Origin of the sequence: Escherichia sp. E13S3, assembly GCF_004212325.1 — a bacterium.
Lineage (GTDB): Bacteria > Pseudomonadota > Gammaproteobacteria > Enterobacterales > Enterobacteriaceae > Escherichia.
On sequence record NZ_RHJR01000012.1, the window covers coordinates 284,684 to 300,312 of the forward strand.

Here is a 15,629-nt window from a genome sequence, read left to right on the forward strand (position 1 = left end):
CTTAAAGATGAGGAACCGGTAGCACAACGCCCGGTTGCAGGTAATGCTCAATACGCAGTAAAAGATCGGTGATGAGAAGCTCGCGGTTTACGCCAGTGACAGAAATTAACTGCTCACGGGTGTGACAAACATCCCCCAGTATAGCCTGCAGGCGCGCGGGAGAAAGCTGGTTTGCCAGCGCAGCAACAACGCCCGGCACATCAACATTGGTAACCTGCGAAGCGCCATACTTGCGCTTGAGCGCGTCCATCATCAGGGTTGCCAGCCAGTGCAGACGCGCCGGAGCTTGTTCATGATTAAGTGTCGGCAACAGGGAATACCAGTCGCCAGATTGCACACTATGAGCCAACGCCTGGCAAAGTGTTTCGCGGGCCTGCCAAGTATCTCCCTGAAACAACGCCAACGCCGCACCAGGCGAACCGGCGCTTAAGCGCAGTGCGGCAAGTAACGCGTCCTGTGACATTGTCACTTCACGTGAAAGCCAGGTCACGGCGTACTGTTCTGGCGGTGGTGCGAGGTAATGTAGCCGACAACGACTACGTAATGTCGCCAGTAAACGTTCAGGCTCCCGGGTAGCAAGGAAAAACCAGGTTTCTGCCGGCGGCTCTTCGAGTGTTTTTAGCAAAGCGTTCGCCGCAGCGTCGGTCAGCAAGGCGGCATCGGTTATCCAGACAACCTTAGCACCGCCTAAACGCGCGTGTTCATTCAGTTTTTCAGTGACTTCACGCACCGCATCAATGCCCAGCGCGTTCTTCCCTTTTTCGGGAGCAAGTGTGTAATAGTCGGGATGCGTTCCCGCCTGCATCAACTGACATCCACGACAGTGGCCGCAGCTTTTATGCCCCTCTGGTTGTTGGCACAGGAGGTAACGGCTTAAAGCGTAGATTAAGGCGTCATCGCCCATGCCAGGTAACGCCTGAATGAGTAGCGCATGGTGACCCCTTCCGGCCTGATAGCTGGCTACCAGTTTCTCGAAATCGGGTCTTAACCACGGATACCATCTCATGCGTTATGTTCCTTAACCCAGTGAGTCACGGTGGTGCGAATCGCCTCCATCACTGATTCCAGTGGCTGAGTGGCATCAATGGTGTAAATGCTTTTATCCTGTGCCGCCAGTTCAAGATAGCGGGCGCGAGTACGATTAAAGAAATCGAATGACTCTTGCTCAATGCGATCCAGTTCGCCACGCGCACGGGCACGTTTTAGCCCCACTTCTGGGGTCACATCAAGATAAAGCGTCAAGTCAGGACGAAAATCCCCCAGAACAGCATCACGCAGCGTTGCCAGCATATGCTGGTCAATGCCACGACCGCCGCCCTGATACGCCTGAGTGGAGAGATCGTGCCGATCGCCAATCACCCAGGTGCCTTTCGCCAGCGCCGGTTTGATGACAGTTTCCACCAGCTGAACGCGCGCGGCATAAAACATCAGTACTTCGGCTTTATCGGTAATGACTTCATCGCCTACCGATTTGATATCCAGCACCAGGCTTCTTAATTTTTCCGCCAGCTGCGTACCGCCGGGTTCTCGAGTGAAAACCATGTCGCGGATCCCCAGTTGCTCAAGCGTCTCAACCACCACGTTTCGCGCGGTGGTTTTGCCTGCGCCTTCCAGCCCTTCAATGACGATATACTTACTGCGCATTTTTTTCCTTAAGCACTTTCAGGTAATCCTGCACAGACTTGTTATGACTGGCAAGATTGGTATTAAACGTGTGACCGCCTTTACCATCGGCCACAAAATAGAGATACGGCGTTTTCGCCGGATGCGCAGCAGCCTTCAGCGAATCCGCCCCCGGCGTAGCAATCGCGCCTGGCGGCAGACCAGTAATGGTGTAGGTGTTATACGCTGTCGGCGTTTCCAGATCTGCACGAGAAAGTTTGCCATTATAACGCTCTCCCATCCCGTAAATCACCGTCGGGTCGGTTTGCAGGCGCATGCCGATACGTAAACGGTTGATAAATACTGAGGCAACCTGATCGCGCTCGCTGGCAACGGCGGTTTCTTTTTCGATTATCGACGCCATCGTTACCAACTGGTTTTTATCTTTATACGGCAGACCATCCGCTCGCCCATCCCAGGCGCTATCGACCGCTTTCACCATTTTCTTGTGCGCTCGTTTGAGTAACGCGACATCAGTGGTATTAGCGGTATACATCCAGGTGTCTGGCCAAAACCAGCCCTCAATCCACTCTGGATTTTCAAGTTCCAGGGCCTGCGCCACGGTAGCGTATTTATCGTCGCTTAACGTGTGTGTGATATAGGGTGCCTCACGCAATTGTTTGAGGTAGTCGCTCAGACGCATCCCTTCTACCAGACGTAGCGGAAACTGCGCTTCTTTCCCGCTTTTCAGCAGCTGTAACATTTCGCGCACGGTCATCTGCGGCGTAAAGCGATAAGTCCCGGCTTTGAAATGGGAAAGGTCCGGCTCAATACGCAGCAACCACTGAAAGACGCGGGGGCGATTGATGATTTTATCGGCATACAATTGTTCACCGAGAGCCATTCTTCCGGTTCCAGGTTTCAGGGTGAATATCGTCTCTTCTTTAATAAGTAATTTGCTGTCGGCAAGATGGCGAACCTTCCAGACGCCCACACCAGCGGCGATACCCAGTACCATCAGCAATAACAGGATAATCAATAACACTTTTTTCATGACTAATTCGGGTGCTCACAAAGTGGGGCTAAATATTCATATAGCGTTGTTGACGAAAAGAAGACATCATCACAGGCACGCACAGGCATAACTGGCATCAGCGCATTACAAACCATCACTTCATCTGCCTGCATCACATCTTCCAACGAGGCTTGCACTTCGGCAATCTGATAGGAGGATTGTGCCAGTAAACGGATACAGAATTGTCGCATAATACCGTTAACTCCAGCCTGATCCAGACGCGGCGTGTAGACCACGTTGCCTTTACGCCAGAACAAATTAGCTGCACAGCATTCCGTAACCCACCCTTCACTGTCAAGAACCAGCGCCTCGTCGGCGTTTGTCTGCTCAAGATGAGAGCGAATCAATACTTGCTCAAGACGATTAAGATGTTTAATTCCCGCAAGATGAGGATTGCGTCCCAGGCGTACCGGGCTTAGTGCCAGCAGAATTCCCTCTTTGCGTAAGCGGTCGTAATGCGTTGGGTAAGCCGTAACTGAGAGCATGCGCGTTGCCGGTCCGCTGTTTAACGTACTGTACCCTCGCCCACCACTGCCACGACTGATCACCACTTTCAGCACTCCATTCTGCTGCTCTGCCGCCAGAGTCGCCATCTCGTGCTCAAGCTGCACCCAGAAGTCACAAACGATCATTAACCGCTGACAGGCTTCCTGTAGTCGCGTAATGTGCGCGGATAATAAGCGGACTTTACCGTCGATAATTCTGGCTGTCGTGAAACAGCCATCGCCAAATTGTATGGCCCGATCGCTTGCTGCCAGCGAATCCTGTTTATGACCGTTAATTAAGAACATACCGGCTCCTTATAATAGGATTGTAAGTGTGGCAGCATGTTCACTGCGGAACAAGTCTGAATAAAATCTAAGAAAAAAGGCCCGCAAGCGGACCTTTTATGTAGGTGGGAAATGGCGACTTAGATCTTTTTGAAGATCAAAGAACCATTGGTGCCACCGAAGCCGAAGGAGTTACACAGGGTGTATTCCATTCCGCTGACCTGACGCGCTTCATGCGGCACAAAATCCAGATCGCAACCTTCATCCGGGTTATCCAGGTTGATGGTCGGCGGAACAGCCTGATCGCGCAGCGCCAGGATGGAGTAGATAGACTCTACTGCACCTGCTGCACCTAACAGGTGACCGGTCATGGATTTCGTGGAGCTTACCAGCACACGGCTTGCAGCTTCACCGAAGATAGTTTTCACGGCCTGCGCTTCAGCTTTATCGCCAGCTGGCGTAGAAGTACCGTGCGCATTCACGTAGCCAATCTGGCCAGGCTCAATTCCTGCGTCACGCAGAGCATTTGCCATTGCCAGTGCTGCGCCTGCGCCGTTTTCCGGCGGCGACGTCATATGGTAAGCATCGCTGCTCATACCAAAGCCGACGAGTTCAGCGTAAATTTTCGCACCGCGTTTTTTCGCGTGTTCGTACTCTTCAAGTACCAGCATACCGGCGCCATCGCCCAGTACGAAACCATCACGCTCTTTATCCCACGGACGGCTAGCCGCTTGCGGGTTATCATTGCGGGTAGATAATGCACGTGCCGCGCCAAAACCACCAACGCCCAGCGGCGTACTGGCTTTCTCTGCGCCACCTGCAACCATCACGTCAGCATCGCCATACGCGATAATACGCGCAGCTTGACCGATGTTGTGCACGCCAGAAGTACAGGCGGTCGCGATAGAGATGCTTGGGCCACGCAGGCCATACATGATAGTCAGGTGACCTGCCACCATGTTCACAATCGTTGACGGAACGAAGAATGGGCTGATCTTACGCGGACCACCGTTCATCAGAGATGTGTGGTTTTCTTCGATCAGTCCGAGGCCGCCAATCCCGGAGCCAATTGCGGCACCAATGCGGGTTGCGTTCTCTTCCGTTATTTCAAGGCCAGAATCCTGCATGGCCTGAACGCCAGCGACAATTCCATATTGAATGAAGGCATCCATCTTGCGCTGTTCTTTGCGCGAGATAATGTCCTCACAGTTAAAATCCTTTACTAAGCCAGCAAATTTCGTTGCATAGGCGCTAGTATCGAAATGGTCGATTAGGCTGATGCCACTCTGACCGGCAAGCAGAGCTTTCCAGGTAGACTCTACGGTATTGCCGACAGGAGACAACATGCCCAGTCCGGTCACAACTACACGACGCTTAGACACGTTTGTCCTCCAGGGAGGGAAAAAAATGATTCTAGTGGGACAAAAAAGAAAAAACTCAGGCGGTCGAACGACCGCCTGGAGATGTTCACTTACGCCTGGTGGCCGTTGATGTAATCAATGGCAGCCTGAACGGTGGTGATTTTCTCAGCTTCTTCGTCCGGAATCTCAGTATCAAACTCTTCTTCCAGAGCCATTACCAGCTCAACGGTGTCAAGAGAATCCGCGCCCAGGTCTTCAACGAAAGAAGCATTGTTGGTAACTTCTTCCTGCTTAACGCCCAGCTGTTCGCCGATAATTTTCTTAACGCGTTCTTCGATAGTGCTCATACTCTTAAATTTCCTATCAAAACTCGCTTTCGCGATGGTTTTCGTAGTGTATAAAATGTTGAAAAATTTGCAACTAAATCCCGGCAGGTCTTACCACGATTTTGCGTTATTTTGAGGCCATACCCCCCAACAACGCAAATCATTTTGCACTTATTATTACTCATAACCACGCAGACTGCGCGCAACATGAGCATTTTGTGCAAATCGCGGTCAGACCATGTACATCCCGCCGTTCACATGCAAAGTTTCACCCGTGATGTAAGCTGCTTCGTCGGATGCCAGGAATGCAACCGCGTTGGCGATTTCCTGTGCGCCGCCGAGGCGACCCGCAGGAACCTGCGCCAGGATACCCGCACGCTGGTCATCGCTCAGCGCACGTGTCATGTCCGTTTCAATAAAGCCCGGAGCAACAACGTTTACAGTAATACCGCGTGACGCAACTTCGCGCGCCAGTGATTTACTGAAGCCGATCAAGCCCGCTTTCGCCGCAGCGTAGTTGGCCTGACCGCCATTTCCCATGGTACCAACCACAGAACCGATAGTGATAATACGACCATGACGCTTTTTCATCATAGCGCGCATTACCGCTTTTGACAGACGGAAAACAGATGAAAGGTTGGTTTCGATAATATCGTTCCACTCATCATCTTTCATTCGCATTAACAGGTTATCACGAGTGATACCGGCATTATTGACCAGGATATCGACTTCACCAAATTCTGCGCGAATTTTTTCCAGAACAGATTCGATAGATGCCGGGTCGGTCACATTCAACATCAGACCTTTACCGTTGGCGCCTAAATAATCACTGATCGCCTGAGCGCCGCTTTCACTGGTCGCAGTACCGATAACTTTCGCGCCACGAGCCGCGAGCGTTTCAGCGATTGCACGGCCAATCCCGCGGCTAGCACCGGTTACCAGTGCGATTTTTCCTTCAAAATTCATGTTGTTCCTCTTTTAAAGCTCGAGCGCCGCTGCCATCGCTGAAGGTTCGTTCAGCGCCGAGGCGGTCAGGGTGTCGACAATACGTTTCGTCAGGCCAGTAAGCACTTTGCCCGGTCCCACTTCATAAAGATGCTCAACGCCTTGCGCTGCCATGTATTCAACGGATTTCGTCCATTGAACCGGGTTATACAACTGACGTACCAGTGCATCACGAATGGCATCGCCATTGGTTTCGCATTTGACATCAACGTTATTCACAACCGGAACGGTCGGCGCGTTAAAGGTGATTTTCGCTAATTCAACCGCCAGTTTGTCGGCAGCGGGTTTCATCAGCGCACAGTGAGAAGGTACGCTCACCGGCAACGGCAGCGCACGTTTCGCGCCCGCAGCTTTACAGGCAGCGCCAGCACGTTCAACCGCTTCTTTGTGACCAGCAATAACCACCTGGCCCGGAGAGTTGAAGTTTACCGGAGAAACGACCTGACCTTCTGCTGCATCTTCACAAGCTTTCGCAATAGACGCATCATCCAGACCGATGATTGCCGCCATTGCGCCAGTTCCTTCCGGTACGGCTTCTTGCATGAACTTGCCGCGCATCTCAACCAGACGTACCGCATCAGCAAAATCAATCACACCAGCGCAAACCAGCGCGGAGTATTCACCCAGGCTGTGACCGGCCATCATCGCCGGTGCTTTACCGCCCTGCTGCTGCCATACACGGTACAGTGCAACAGAGGCAGTTAACAGTGCTGGCTGAGTTTGCCAGGTTTTATTCAGTTCTTCGGCTGGCCCCTGCTGGGTCAGCGCCCACAGGTCATAGCCCAGCGCCGCAGAAGCTTCAGCAAAGGTTTCTTCGACAATTGGATAGCTCGCCGCCATATCAGCCAGCATGCCAACGGTTTGAGAACCCTGACCAGGGAACACAAATGCAAATTGCGTCATGTTTAAATCCTTATCCTAGAAACGAACCAGCGCGGAGCCCCAGGTGAATCCACCGCCAAAGGCTTCAAGCAGAACCAACTGCCCCGGCTTAATACGCCCGTCGCGTACGGCTTCATCCAGCGCGCACGGTACAGAAGCGGCAGAGGTATTACCATGACGGTCCAGCGTCACAACGACATTGTCCATTGACATGCCGAGTTTTTTCGCCGTTGCGCTGATAATACGCAGGTTCGCCTGATGTGGAACCAGCCAGTCCAGTTGGGAACGGTCAAGATTATTTGCTTCCAGCGTCTCATCAACGATGTGCGCCAGCTCCGTTACCGCAACTTTGAAGACTTCGTTGCCCGCCATGGTCAGATGAATTGAATTCTCTGGATTCACGCGGTCGGCGTTTGGCAGCGTCAGCAATTCACCATAACTACCGTCGGCATGCAGATGGGTAGAGATGATTCCCGGCTCTTCAGAGGCAGCCAACACCGCAGCGCCCGCGCCATCGCCAAAAATGATAATGGTCCCACGATCTGTGGGATCGCAGGTGCGCGCCAGTACATCGGAACCGACGACCAGAGCATACTTCACCGCGCCAGATTTCACGTATTGATCGGCCACACTCAATGCATAGGTGAAACCTGCGCAGGCTGCGGCAACGTCAAACGCCGGGCAGCCTTTGATGCCCAGCATGCTTTGGATCTGACATGCTGCGCTCGGGAAGGCGTGGGTGGCAGAAGTCGTTGCCACAACAATCAGGCCAATCTGGTCTTTATCGATGCCTGCCATTTCAATTGCACGCGTTGCCGCTTCAAAACCCATGGTTGAAACGGTTTCGTTTGGCGCAGCAATATGGCGTTCGCGAATACCGGTACGAGTAACAATCCACTCGTCAGAAGTATCCACCATTTTTTCCAGATCGGCGTTTGTCCGCACTTGTTCGGGCAGATAGCTGCCAGTACCAATAATCTTCGTATACATGTACGCTCAGTCACTTTTCGGTTATATACCGTCACTTGCAAACTGCGAGTTCGCTGGCAGCGTCCTGCTACCGCAGAGTTCCGCTTTTGCCATCGTCCAGCAGCTCAAAACCAGCTGGGTATACAGATTTCAGGCGAGCGGCAATTCGCTGAGGAACTTGTCGCTGCACCGCCTGCACTGCCTGTTCAATCGCGACCGCAAAAGCTCGCTGATTGGCCGCACCATGACTTTTTATCACCGTGCCGCGCAATCCTAACAGACAGGCGCCGTTATACTGGTCGGGGTTGAGGTGACTGAATCGCCTCGTCAGGCTCTTTTGTAGCCAACGCTTTAATAACAGTAGCCACCACGACCGTTTTTTTCCTTCACCCTGAGATTTCAGCAGAGAAAGGAACATCCTGACAACACCTTCCATCGTCTTTAATGTGACATTTCCTGTAAAGCCGTCACAGACCAGCACATCTGTCTTGCCAGTTAATAACTCATTGGCTTCAAGATAGCCGATGTAATTGATAGAAGGGATTGTTTTCAGCACAGCTGAGGCATCCTGAATGCTGTCAAGACCCTTCACTTCTTCTTCACCAATATTGAGCAACGCCACGCGAGGGTTGGGAATTTCCACCACCTCTTCAGCCAAAACAGAGCCCATAATGGCGAATTGCACCAACATCGTGCTATCACAATCGACGTTGGCCCCTAAATCAAGGACCACCGTTTTGCCCTTTTGCTGATGCGGCAGCACCGTCACCAACGCAGGACGCTCAATCCCCTCAAGGGGCTTGAGTAATAATTTTGCCAGTCCCATCAACGCTCCGGTATTACCAGCGCTGACGCAGGCTTGTGCTCTACCTTCTTTAACCAGCTCCAGCGCCACGCGCATTGAGCTACCGCGACTGGCGCGAATAGCTTGCGAAGGCCGGGCATCACTGGCGATAACTGACTGCGCAGGGATAATCTGCAGACGCGAACGTTGTTCAAAGTCAGCTTTAGCAAGTAATGGCGTGATGGCGTCGGGATTACCGACTAAAAGAAGAGTGAGTTGCGAATTAGAATTCAGTGCCTGCAAAGCTGCAGGCACTGTCACGGAAGGACCGAAATCCCCTCCCATGACATCTAACGCCAGGGTTAGACGTGTCAAGGTATCGTCGCCGCCCGGTTTGGTCTTTCCCCAGTTGCCTGGGGAAAATCCTCACTAAGCTTCATCACGCAGACGCGTGATTACTTAGCGATGACCTTGCGGCCGCGGTAGTAACCGTCGGCAGTGATGTGGTGACGCAGGTGTTTTTCACCAGAAGTTTTGTCTACAGACAGGCTGGTGACTGCGGTCAGCGCGTCATGGGAACGACGCATGCCACGTTTGGAACGGGTTGGTTTATTCTGTTGTACGGCCATGGACCTTACTCCTCAATTACGGTTTATCCCCGATCCAACGGGGAGCACCAATTACTTACGCTTTAAGCTGGCTAATACGGCAAATGGGTTTGGCTTTTGCGCTTCTTCAGGCAGTTCACCAAAGACCATGTCCGCTTCGGACACTTCACAGTGTTCAGAATCATGCACCGGAACTACCGGCAAGGCGAGGATGATTTCATCTTCAACCATTGCAAGCAGATCGATTTCACCGAATTCGTTAACCTCAATCGGTTCATACGCTTCCGGCAGTGCTTCAGCCTGTTCGTCTGAACGCACAGGACTAAAACAATACGTTGTGTAGACCTGATGAGTAAACGGCTTCCCGCAACGCTGACACTCGAGCGTTACCGTCACCTTCGCATCGCCGTTTAACACCGCGAGACGTTGGTTATCGATAGCGAACGACATGGAGCATTCCACATCACTGTCCACACTGACCACAGATTCGGCGACGCGCTCAACCTGATCAGGAGTATAAATACCCTGGTAATCAAGGCGTTTTTGAGCCGTACGAACCGGATCGAGAGTCAGGGGTAATTTTACCTTTTGCATAGGGCGCGCATATTAACTTTGTAACGTCATAGAGTCAAAGAAAAAGGCAGCCTGTGGTTGCCTTTTGCCAATAATTCGCACACATTGCGGGTTACTGCTTTATTTTCGTTCAGTGCTGACAACGAACATCAACCTGCAAAACGAAGCGCATAGTTTAAAATGGCTATCATCAATACGCTATATCTGATGGAAAAAAATATGCCTAAACTTATTTTAGCCTCCACATCGCCCTGGCGCCGCGTCCTACTGGAAAAACTGCAAATCTCTTTCGAATGTGCCGCGCCGGAGGTCGACGAAACCCCGCGCAGCGATGAATCACCGCGCCAGTTGGTGCTTCGACTGGCGCAGGAAAAAGCGCAATCCCTGGCGTCACGTTATCCGGATCATTTAATTATTGGTTCTGATCAGGTGTGTGTACTGGACGGTGAAATCACTGGCAAACCGTTAACGGAAGAAAATGCCCGTCTGCAATTACGTAAAGCCAGTGGCAATATTGTCACCTTCTATACCGGGCTGGCGCTGTTTAATTCGGCGAATGGGCATCTGCAAACAGAAGTTGAACCTTTTGACGTCCATTTCCGTCACCTGAGCGAGGCGGAGATTGATAATTACGTGCGTAAAGAACATCCCCTGCACTGCGCAGGCAGCTTTAAGAGTGAAGGGTTTGGTATTACGCTGTTTGAGCGCTTAGAGGGGCGTGACCCTAACACGCTGGTTGGTTTGCCGCTTATTGCGCTCTGTCAGATGTTGCGCCGGGAAGGGCAAAACCCGCTGATGGGATAATTTTATGGGCCGGACGCGTTTACGCCGCATCCGGCAATTGGTGCTGACTGCCTGATGCGGCGTAAACGCCTTATCAGGCCTACCGCCGACTACCAGGTTTATATGCTCGCATTAACGCGTGTTATGCAGTTTCTGCAAACAACGCTTCAAACCATTATCCATTGGCGCTTCGATACGCATCACCTCACCGGTCCCCGGATGCGTAAACTTCAACGCCGCCGCATGCAGGAACAAACGATTTAACCCCGTTCCCGATTCAGTTAGTTGTTTATCGAATTCACGGTCGCCGTAACGATCGTCAAACGCTATCGGATGACCGGCATACTGAGTATGCACACGGATCTGATGAGTACGTCCGGTAACCGGGCTACAACGCACCAGGGTGGCAAACGCATAGCGTTCCTCCACTTTAAAACGCGTTTCGGATGGTTTACCTTCCTGACTCACACGCACAATGCGCTCACCGCTTTGCAAAATATTCTTCAATAACGGCGCTTGTACACTCTTCACGTGTGACTGCCACTGGCCGCGCACCAGCGCCAGGTAATCTTTCTGCATGCCTTTTTCACGTAACTGCTCATGCAGCGAACGTAACGCCGAGCGTTTTTTCGCCACCAGCAGCACGCCTGAAGTGTCCCTGTCGAGTCGATGCACCAGTTCGAGGAACCGCGCTTCAGGGCGCAACGCCCGCAAACCTTCAATAACCCCGAAACTTAAACCACTGCCGCCATGTACCGCCGTGCCGGACGGTTTATTCAGCACCAGAATATGATCATCTTCATATAAGATGACATCCGCCAGCGCCGCCACTTTTTGCAGATGTGGCGACACCGCATCTTCTTCCCGTTCGGCAACGCGAACTGGCGGGATACGCACTTCATCGCCAGCTTCGAGTTTATATTCAGGTTTAATACGTTTTTTGTTCACCCGTACTTCACCTTTACGCAAAATACGGTAGATCATACTTTTTGGTACGCCTTTCAGTTGGGTACGCAAAAAATTATCGATACGTTGCCCTGCTTCGTCAGCAGTGATAGCAACGATTTTTACGGATGGAGTCTCTGTTTTCATGGTGGGCGATTCTAAATAGCCAGCAGGATTCGCGCCACTCATTTTTCTATGCTTATATTTAGTTTTGCACCTTATTACTTCGCAGGGTGATCACCTAATTGGTGGTTATTAAACCAATCGCCAGCAAGAAGTGAAAAAACTGTGAGTAAGTGGGTGATAAATGGTAAAAGTCATCTTGCTATAACAAGGCTTGCAATGGAATAATGAGAACGTTTCCGTGTCCAACCTTGTTAAAACAAGAAATTTTACGGAATAACCCATTTTGCCCGACCGATCATCAACGCAGCAATGGCGTAAGACGTATTGATCTTTCAGGCAGTTAGCGGGCTGCGGGTTGCAGTCCTTACCGGTAGATGGAAATATTTCTGGAGAGTAATACCCAGTCTGTTTCTCTGATAATTGCGCTGTTTTTCCGCATGAAAAACGGGCAACCGACACTCTGCGCCTCTTTGAGCTGACGATAACCGTGAGGTTGGCGACGCGACTAGACACGAGGCCATCGGTTCACACCCGGCAAGGCGTTACTTTGCCCGCAGCTTAGTCGTCAATGTAAGAATAATGAGTAAGTTACGATGAAAAGAATGTTAATTAACGCAACTCAGCAGGAAGAGTTGCGCGTTGCCCTTGTAGATGGGCAGCGTCTGTATGACCTGGATATCGAAAGCCCGGGGCATGAGCAGAAAAAGGCTAACATCTACAAAGGTAAAATCACCCGCATTGAACCGAGTCTGGAAGCTGCTTTTGTTGATTACGGCGCTGAACGTCACGGTTTCCTCCCTCTAAAAGAAATTGCCCGCGAATATTTCCCAGCTAACTACAGTGCTCATGGTCGCCCCAACATTAAAGATGTGTTGCGTGAAGGCCAGGAAGTTATTGTTCAGATTGATAAAGAAGAGCGCGGCAACAAAGGGGCTGCGCTGACCACCTTTATCAGCCTGGCGGGTAGCTATCTGGTTCTGATGCCAAACAACCCGCGCGCGGGTGGCATTTCTCGCCGTATTGAAGGCGACGACCGTACCGAATTAAAAGAAGCACTGGCAAGCCTGGAACTGCCGGAAGGCATGGGGCTTATCGTGCGTACCGCAGGCGTCGGCAAATCTGCCGAGGCGCTGCAATGGGATTTAAGCTTCCGTCTGAAACACTGGGAAGCGATCAAAAAAGCCGCTGAAAGTCGCCCTGCTCCGTTCCTGATTCACCAGGAGAGCAACGTAATCGTTCGCGCATTCCGCGATTACTTACGCCAGGACATCGGCGAAATTCTTATCGATAATCCGAAAGTGCTCGAACTGGCGCGTCAGCATATCGCTGCATTAGGTCGCCCGGATTTCAGCAGCAAAATCAAACTGTACACCGGTGAAATTCCGCTGTTCAGCCACTACCAGATTGAATCGCAGATTGAGTCCGCCTTCCAGCGTGAAGTTCGTCTGCCGTCTGGTGGCTCTATTGTTATCGACAGCACCGAAGCGTTAACCGCCATCGACATCAACTCCGCACGTGCAACTCGCGGCGGCGATATTGAAGAAACTGCGTTTAACACCAACCTGGAAGCTGCTGATGAAATTGCTCGTCAGCTGCGTTTACGTGACCTCGGTGGTCTGATTGTTATCGACTTCATCGACATGACGCCAGTACGCCACCAGCGTGCGGTAGAAAACCGTCTGCGCGAAGCGGTGCGTCAGGACCGTGCTCGTATTCAAATCAGCCATATTTCTCGCTTCGGCCTGCTGGAGATGTCCCGTCAGCGCCTGAGCCCGTCGCTGGGTGAATCCAGTCATCACGTTTGTCCGCGTTGTTCCGGTACTGGCACCGTGCGTGACAATGAATCCCTGTCGCTCTCTATTCTGCGTCTGATTGAAGAAGAAGCGCTGAAAGAGAACACCCAGGAAGTCCACGCCATTGTTCCTGTGCCAATCGCTTCTTACCTGCTGAACGAAAAACGTTCTGCGGTAAATGCCATTGAAACTCGTCAGGACGGCGTACGCTGTGTGATTGTACCAAACGATCAGATGGAAACTCCGCACTACCACGTGCTGCGCGTGCGTAAAGGGGAAGAAACGCCGACCTTAAGCTACATGCTGCCGAAACTGCATGAAGAAGCGATGGCGTTGCCGTCTGAAGAAGAGTTCGCTGAACGTAAGCGTCCTGAACAACCTGCACTGGCAACCTTTGCTATGCCGGATGTGCCACCAGCGCCAGCTCCGGCTGAACCTGTAGCGCCTGCAGCAGCCCCGGCACCTAAAGCGGCACCAGCAACGCCAGCAGCTCCGGCACAACCGGGTCTGTTGAGCCGCCTTTTCAGTGTACTGAAATCGCTGTTCAGTGGCGGTGAAGAAACCAAATCGGTCGAGCAACCTGCACCAAAAGAGGAAGCGAAACCGGAACGCCAACAGGATCGCCGTAAGCCTCGTCAGAACAACCGCCGTGACCGTAATGAACGCCGCGACACGCGTAGCGAACGTACGGAGGGTAGCGATAATCGCGAAGAAAACCGTCGTAATCGTCGCCAGGCGCAGCAGCAAACGGCTGAGACGCGTGAGAGCCGTCAGCAGGCTGATGTAACGGAAAAAGCGCGTACCACAGACGAACAGCAAGCGCCGCGCCGTGAACGTAGCCGCCGCCGTAACGATGATAAACGTCAGGCGCAACAAGAAGTGAAGGCGCTGAATGTTGAAGAGCAATCTGTTCAGGAAACCGAACAGGAAGAACGTGTACGTCCGGTTCAGCCGCGTCGTAAACAACGTCAGCTGAATCAGAAAGTGCGCTATGAACAAAGCGTTGCGGAAGAAGTGGTCACCGCACCGGTGGTTGAAGAAACTGTCGCTGCCGAGCCGGTTACTCAGGAAGCGCAAGCCCCGAGCACTGAACTGGTGAAAGTACCGCTGCCAGTCGTAGCGCAAACTGCGCCGGAACAGCAAGAAGAGAACAATGCCGACAACCGTGACAACGGTGGCATGCCGCGTCGTTCTCGCCGTTCGCCTCGTCACCTGCGCGTGAGTGGTCAGCGTCGTCGTCGCTATCGTGATGAGCGTTATCCAACCCAGTCGCCAATGCCGTTGACCGTAGCGTGCGCGTCTCCGGAACTGGCCTCTGGCAAAGTCTGGATCCGCTATCCAATTGTACGTCCGCAAGATGTACAGGTTGAGGAGCAACGCGAACAGGAAGAAGTGCAGGTGCAGCCGATGGTGACAGAAGTCCCTGTTGCTGCCGCTGTCGAACCTGTTGTTGCTGCGCCGGTTGTTGAAGAGGTGGCTGAAGTTGTAGAAACACCTGTTCAGGTTGCAGAACCGCAACCAGAAGTTGTTGAAACAACGCATCCTGACGTGATTGCCGCAGCGGTAACAGAACAGCCTCAGGTGATTGCCGAGGCCGATGTTGCCGTAGCGCAGGACGTTGCAGAGCACGCAGAACCGGTAGTTGAACCGCAGGAAGAGACGGCAGACATTGAAGAAGTTGCCGAAACTGCCGAGGTTGTGGTTACCGAACCTGAAGTTGTCGCTCAACCTGCCGCCCCGGTCGTCGCTGAAGTCGCAGCTGAAGTTGAAACGGTAGCTCCTGTTGTATCCGAGGTAATCGTTGAACATAACCACGCTACCGCGCCGATGACGCGCGCTCCGGCACCGGAATATGTTCCGGAAGCACCGCGTCACAGTGACTGGCAGCGCCCAAGCTTTGCCTTTGAAGGTAAAGGTGCCGCAGGTGGTCATGCGGCAACACATCATGCATCTGCTGGCCCTGCGCGTCCGCAACCTGTTGAGTAAAACTTAACTCAAAGTGATCAAGCCCTGGCAACCGCCGGGGC

At 52.4% G+C, this 15,629-nt stretch carries 15 protein-coding genes; 2 read left to right on the top strand and 13 right to left on the bottom strand.

Translation table 11 applies throughout. The features are described from left to right. Window position 1 precedes the first annotated feature (1 nt). From holB to yceD, 12 genes are all read right to left on the bottom strand, one after another. Window positions 2–1,006 (bottom strand): DNA polymerase III subunit delta', encoded by a 1,005-nt coding sequence (holB, locus tag D9597_RS13515; protein WP_130215906.1) that lies wholly within the window; start codon window positions 1,004–1,006, stop codon window positions 2–4. Then, window positions 1,003–1,644 carry a dTMP kinase gene (gene tmk / locus D9597_RS13520; protein WP_130205551.1) on the bottom strand — a complete coding sequence of 214 codons (642 nt, stop codon included), beginning with the start codon at window positions 1,642–1,644 and terminating at the stop codon, window positions 1,003–1,005. The genes holB and tmk overlap by 4 nt, the downstream gene beginning before the upstream one ends. Further along, a complete protein-coding gene (gene yceG / locus D9597_RS13525; protein ID WP_064528577.1) occupies window positions 1,634–2,656 on the bottom strand; it encodes a cell division protein YceG in 1,023 nt (340 codons plus the stop codon). The genes tmk and yceG overlap by 11 nt, the downstream gene beginning before the upstream one ends. 2 nt (window positions 2,657–2,658) lie before the next feature. Next, the gene (gene pabC, locus D9597_RS13530; protein ID WP_130222881.1) at window positions 2,659–3,468 is read right to left on the bottom strand and encodes an aminodeoxychorismate lyase; all 810 of its coding nucleotides are present in this window, start codon (window positions 3,466–3,468) and stop codon (window positions 2,659–2,661) included. Between the two features lie 119 nt (window positions 3,469–3,587). Beyond that, window positions 3,588–4,829 carry a beta-ketoacyl-ACP synthase II gene (gene fabF, locus D9597_RS13535; RefSeq protein ID WP_130205545.1) on the bottom strand — a complete coding sequence of 414 codons (1,242 nt, stop codon included), beginning with the start codon at window positions 4,827–4,829 and terminating at the stop codon, window positions 3,588–3,590. Between the two features lie 89 nt (window positions 4,830–4,918). Beyond that, complete coding sequence (gene acpP / locus D9597_RS13540) at window positions 4,919–5,155, bottom strand: acyl carrier protein (RefSeq protein WP_000103754.1); 237 nt, start codon at window positions 5,153–5,155, stop codon at window positions 4,919–4,921. A gap of 210 nt (window positions 5,156–5,365) precedes the next feature. Continuing rightward, window positions 5,366–6,100 carry a 3-oxoacyl-ACP reductase FabG gene (fabG, locus tag D9597_RS13545; protein WP_001008542.1) on the bottom strand — a complete coding sequence of 245 codons (735 nt, stop codon included), beginning with the start codon at window positions 6,098–6,100 and terminating at the stop codon, window positions 5,366–5,368. Window positions 6,101–6,112: 12 nt separating this feature from the next. Next, window positions 6,113–7,042, bottom strand: a complete 930-nt coding sequence (gene fabD, locus D9597_RS13550; RefSeq protein WP_130215900.1) for an ACP S-malonyltransferase — start codon at window positions 7,040–7,042, stop codon at window positions 6,113–6,115. A 15-nt stretch (window positions 7,043–7,057) separates the two neighbouring features. Continuing rightward, on the bottom strand, window positions 7,058–8,011 hold the full coding sequence (gene fabH, locus D9597_RS13555) for a beta-ketoacyl-ACP synthase III (RefSeq protein ID WP_130205541.1): 954 nt from the start codon (window positions 8,009–8,011) through the stop codon (window positions 7,058–7,060). A gap of 67 nt (window positions 8,012–8,078) precedes the next feature. Beyond that, window positions 8,079–9,149, bottom strand: a complete 1,071-nt coding sequence (gene plsX / locus D9597_RS13560) for a phosphate acyltransferase PlsX (protein WP_074399521.1) — start codon at window positions 9,147–9,149, stop codon at window positions 8,079–8,081. A gap of 80 nt (window positions 9,150–9,229) precedes the next feature. Further along, complete coding sequence (gene rpmF / locus D9597_RS13565; RefSeq protein ID WP_000290727.1) at window positions 9,230–9,403, bottom strand: 50S ribosomal protein L32; 174 nt, start codon at window positions 9,401–9,403, stop codon at window positions 9,230–9,232. Window positions 9,404–9,454: 51 nt separating this feature from the next. Continuing rightward, window positions 9,455–9,976, bottom strand: coding sequence for a 23S rRNA accumulation protein YceD (gene yceD, locus D9597_RS13570; protein WP_001174481.1), 522 nt, complete (start codon window positions 9,974–9,976; stop codon window positions 9,455–9,457). Between the two features lie 198 nt (window positions 9,977–10,174). Here yceD and yceF point away from each other — a divergent pair, with 198 nt between their 5' ends. Next, window positions 10,175–10,759 (top strand): 7-methyl-GTP pyrophosphatase, encoded by a 585-nt coding sequence (gene yceF, locus D9597_RS13575; protein ID WP_064528833.1) that lies wholly within the window; start codon window positions 10,175–10,177, stop codon window positions 10,757–10,759. Between the two features lie 111 nt (window positions 10,760–10,870). On the opposite strand, the gene rluC is transcribed toward yceF, so the two are convergent. Then, window positions 10,871–11,830: a 23S rRNA pseudouridine(955/2504/2580) synthase RluC gene (gene rluC, locus D9597_RS13580; RefSeq protein WP_130222883.1), complete on the bottom strand. Its 960-nt coding sequence runs from the start codon at window positions 11,828–11,830 to the stop codon at window positions 10,871–10,873. A 572-nt stretch (window positions 11,831–12,402) separates the two neighbouring features. On the opposite strand from rluC, the gene rne reads away from it, so the two are divergent. Then, complete coding sequence (gene rne, locus D9597_RS13590; RefSeq protein WP_130222885.1) at window positions 12,403–15,588, top strand: ribonuclease E; 3,186 nt, start codon at window positions 12,403–12,405, stop codon at window positions 15,586–15,588. Window positions 15,589–15,629 lie beyond the last annotated feature (41 nt).

Bases quoted from the DNA above. Each gene is read 5' to 3' on its own strand.
- holB (WP_130215906.1), bottom strand. From the start codon at position 1,006: ATGAGATGGTATCCGTGGTTAAGACCCGATTTCGAGAAACTGGTAGCC.
- tmk (WP_130205551.1), bottom strand. From the start codon at position 1,644: ATGCGCAGTAAGTATATCGTCATTGAAGGGCTGGAAGGCGCAGGCAAA.
- yceG (WP_064528577.1), bottom strand. From the start codon at position 2,656: ATGAAAAAAGTGTTATTGATTATCCTGTTATTGCTGATGGTACTGGGT.
- pabC (WP_130222881.1), bottom strand. From the start codon at position 3,468: ATGTTCTTAATTAACGGTCATAAACAGGATTCGCTGGCAGCAAGCGAT.
- acpP (WP_000103754.1), bottom strand. From the start codon at position 5,155: ATGAGCACTATCGAAGAACGCGTTAAGAAAATTATCGGCGAACAGCTG.
- fabG (WP_001008542.1), bottom strand. From the start codon at position 6,100: ATGAATTTTGAAGGAAAAATCGCACTGGTAACCGGTGCTAGCCGCGGG.
- fabD (WP_130215900.1), bottom strand. From the start codon at position 7,042: ATGACGCAATTTGCATTTGTGTTCCCTGGTCAGGGTTCTCAAACCGTT.
- fabH (WP_130205541.1), bottom strand. From the start codon at position 8,011: ATGTATACGAAGATTATTGGTACTGGCAGCTATCTGCCCGAACAAGTG.
- rpmF (WP_000290727.1), bottom strand. From the start codon at position 9,403: ATGGCCGTACAACAGAATAAACCAACCCGTTCCAAACGTGGCATGCGT.
- yceD (WP_001174481.1), bottom strand. From the start codon at position 9,976: ATGCAAAAGGTAAAATTACCCCTGACTCTCGATCCGGTTCGTACGGCT.
- yceF (WP_064528833.1), top strand. From the start codon at position 10,175: ATGCCTAAACTTATTTTAGCCTCCACATCGCCCTGGCGCCGCGTCCTA.
- rluC (WP_130222883.1), bottom strand. From the start codon at position 11,830: ATGAAAACAGAGACTCCATCCGTAAAAATCGTTGCTATCACTGCTGAC.
- rne (WP_130222885.1), top strand. From the start codon at position 12,403: ATGAAAAGAATGTTAATTAACGCAACTCAGCAGGAAGAGTTGCGCGTT.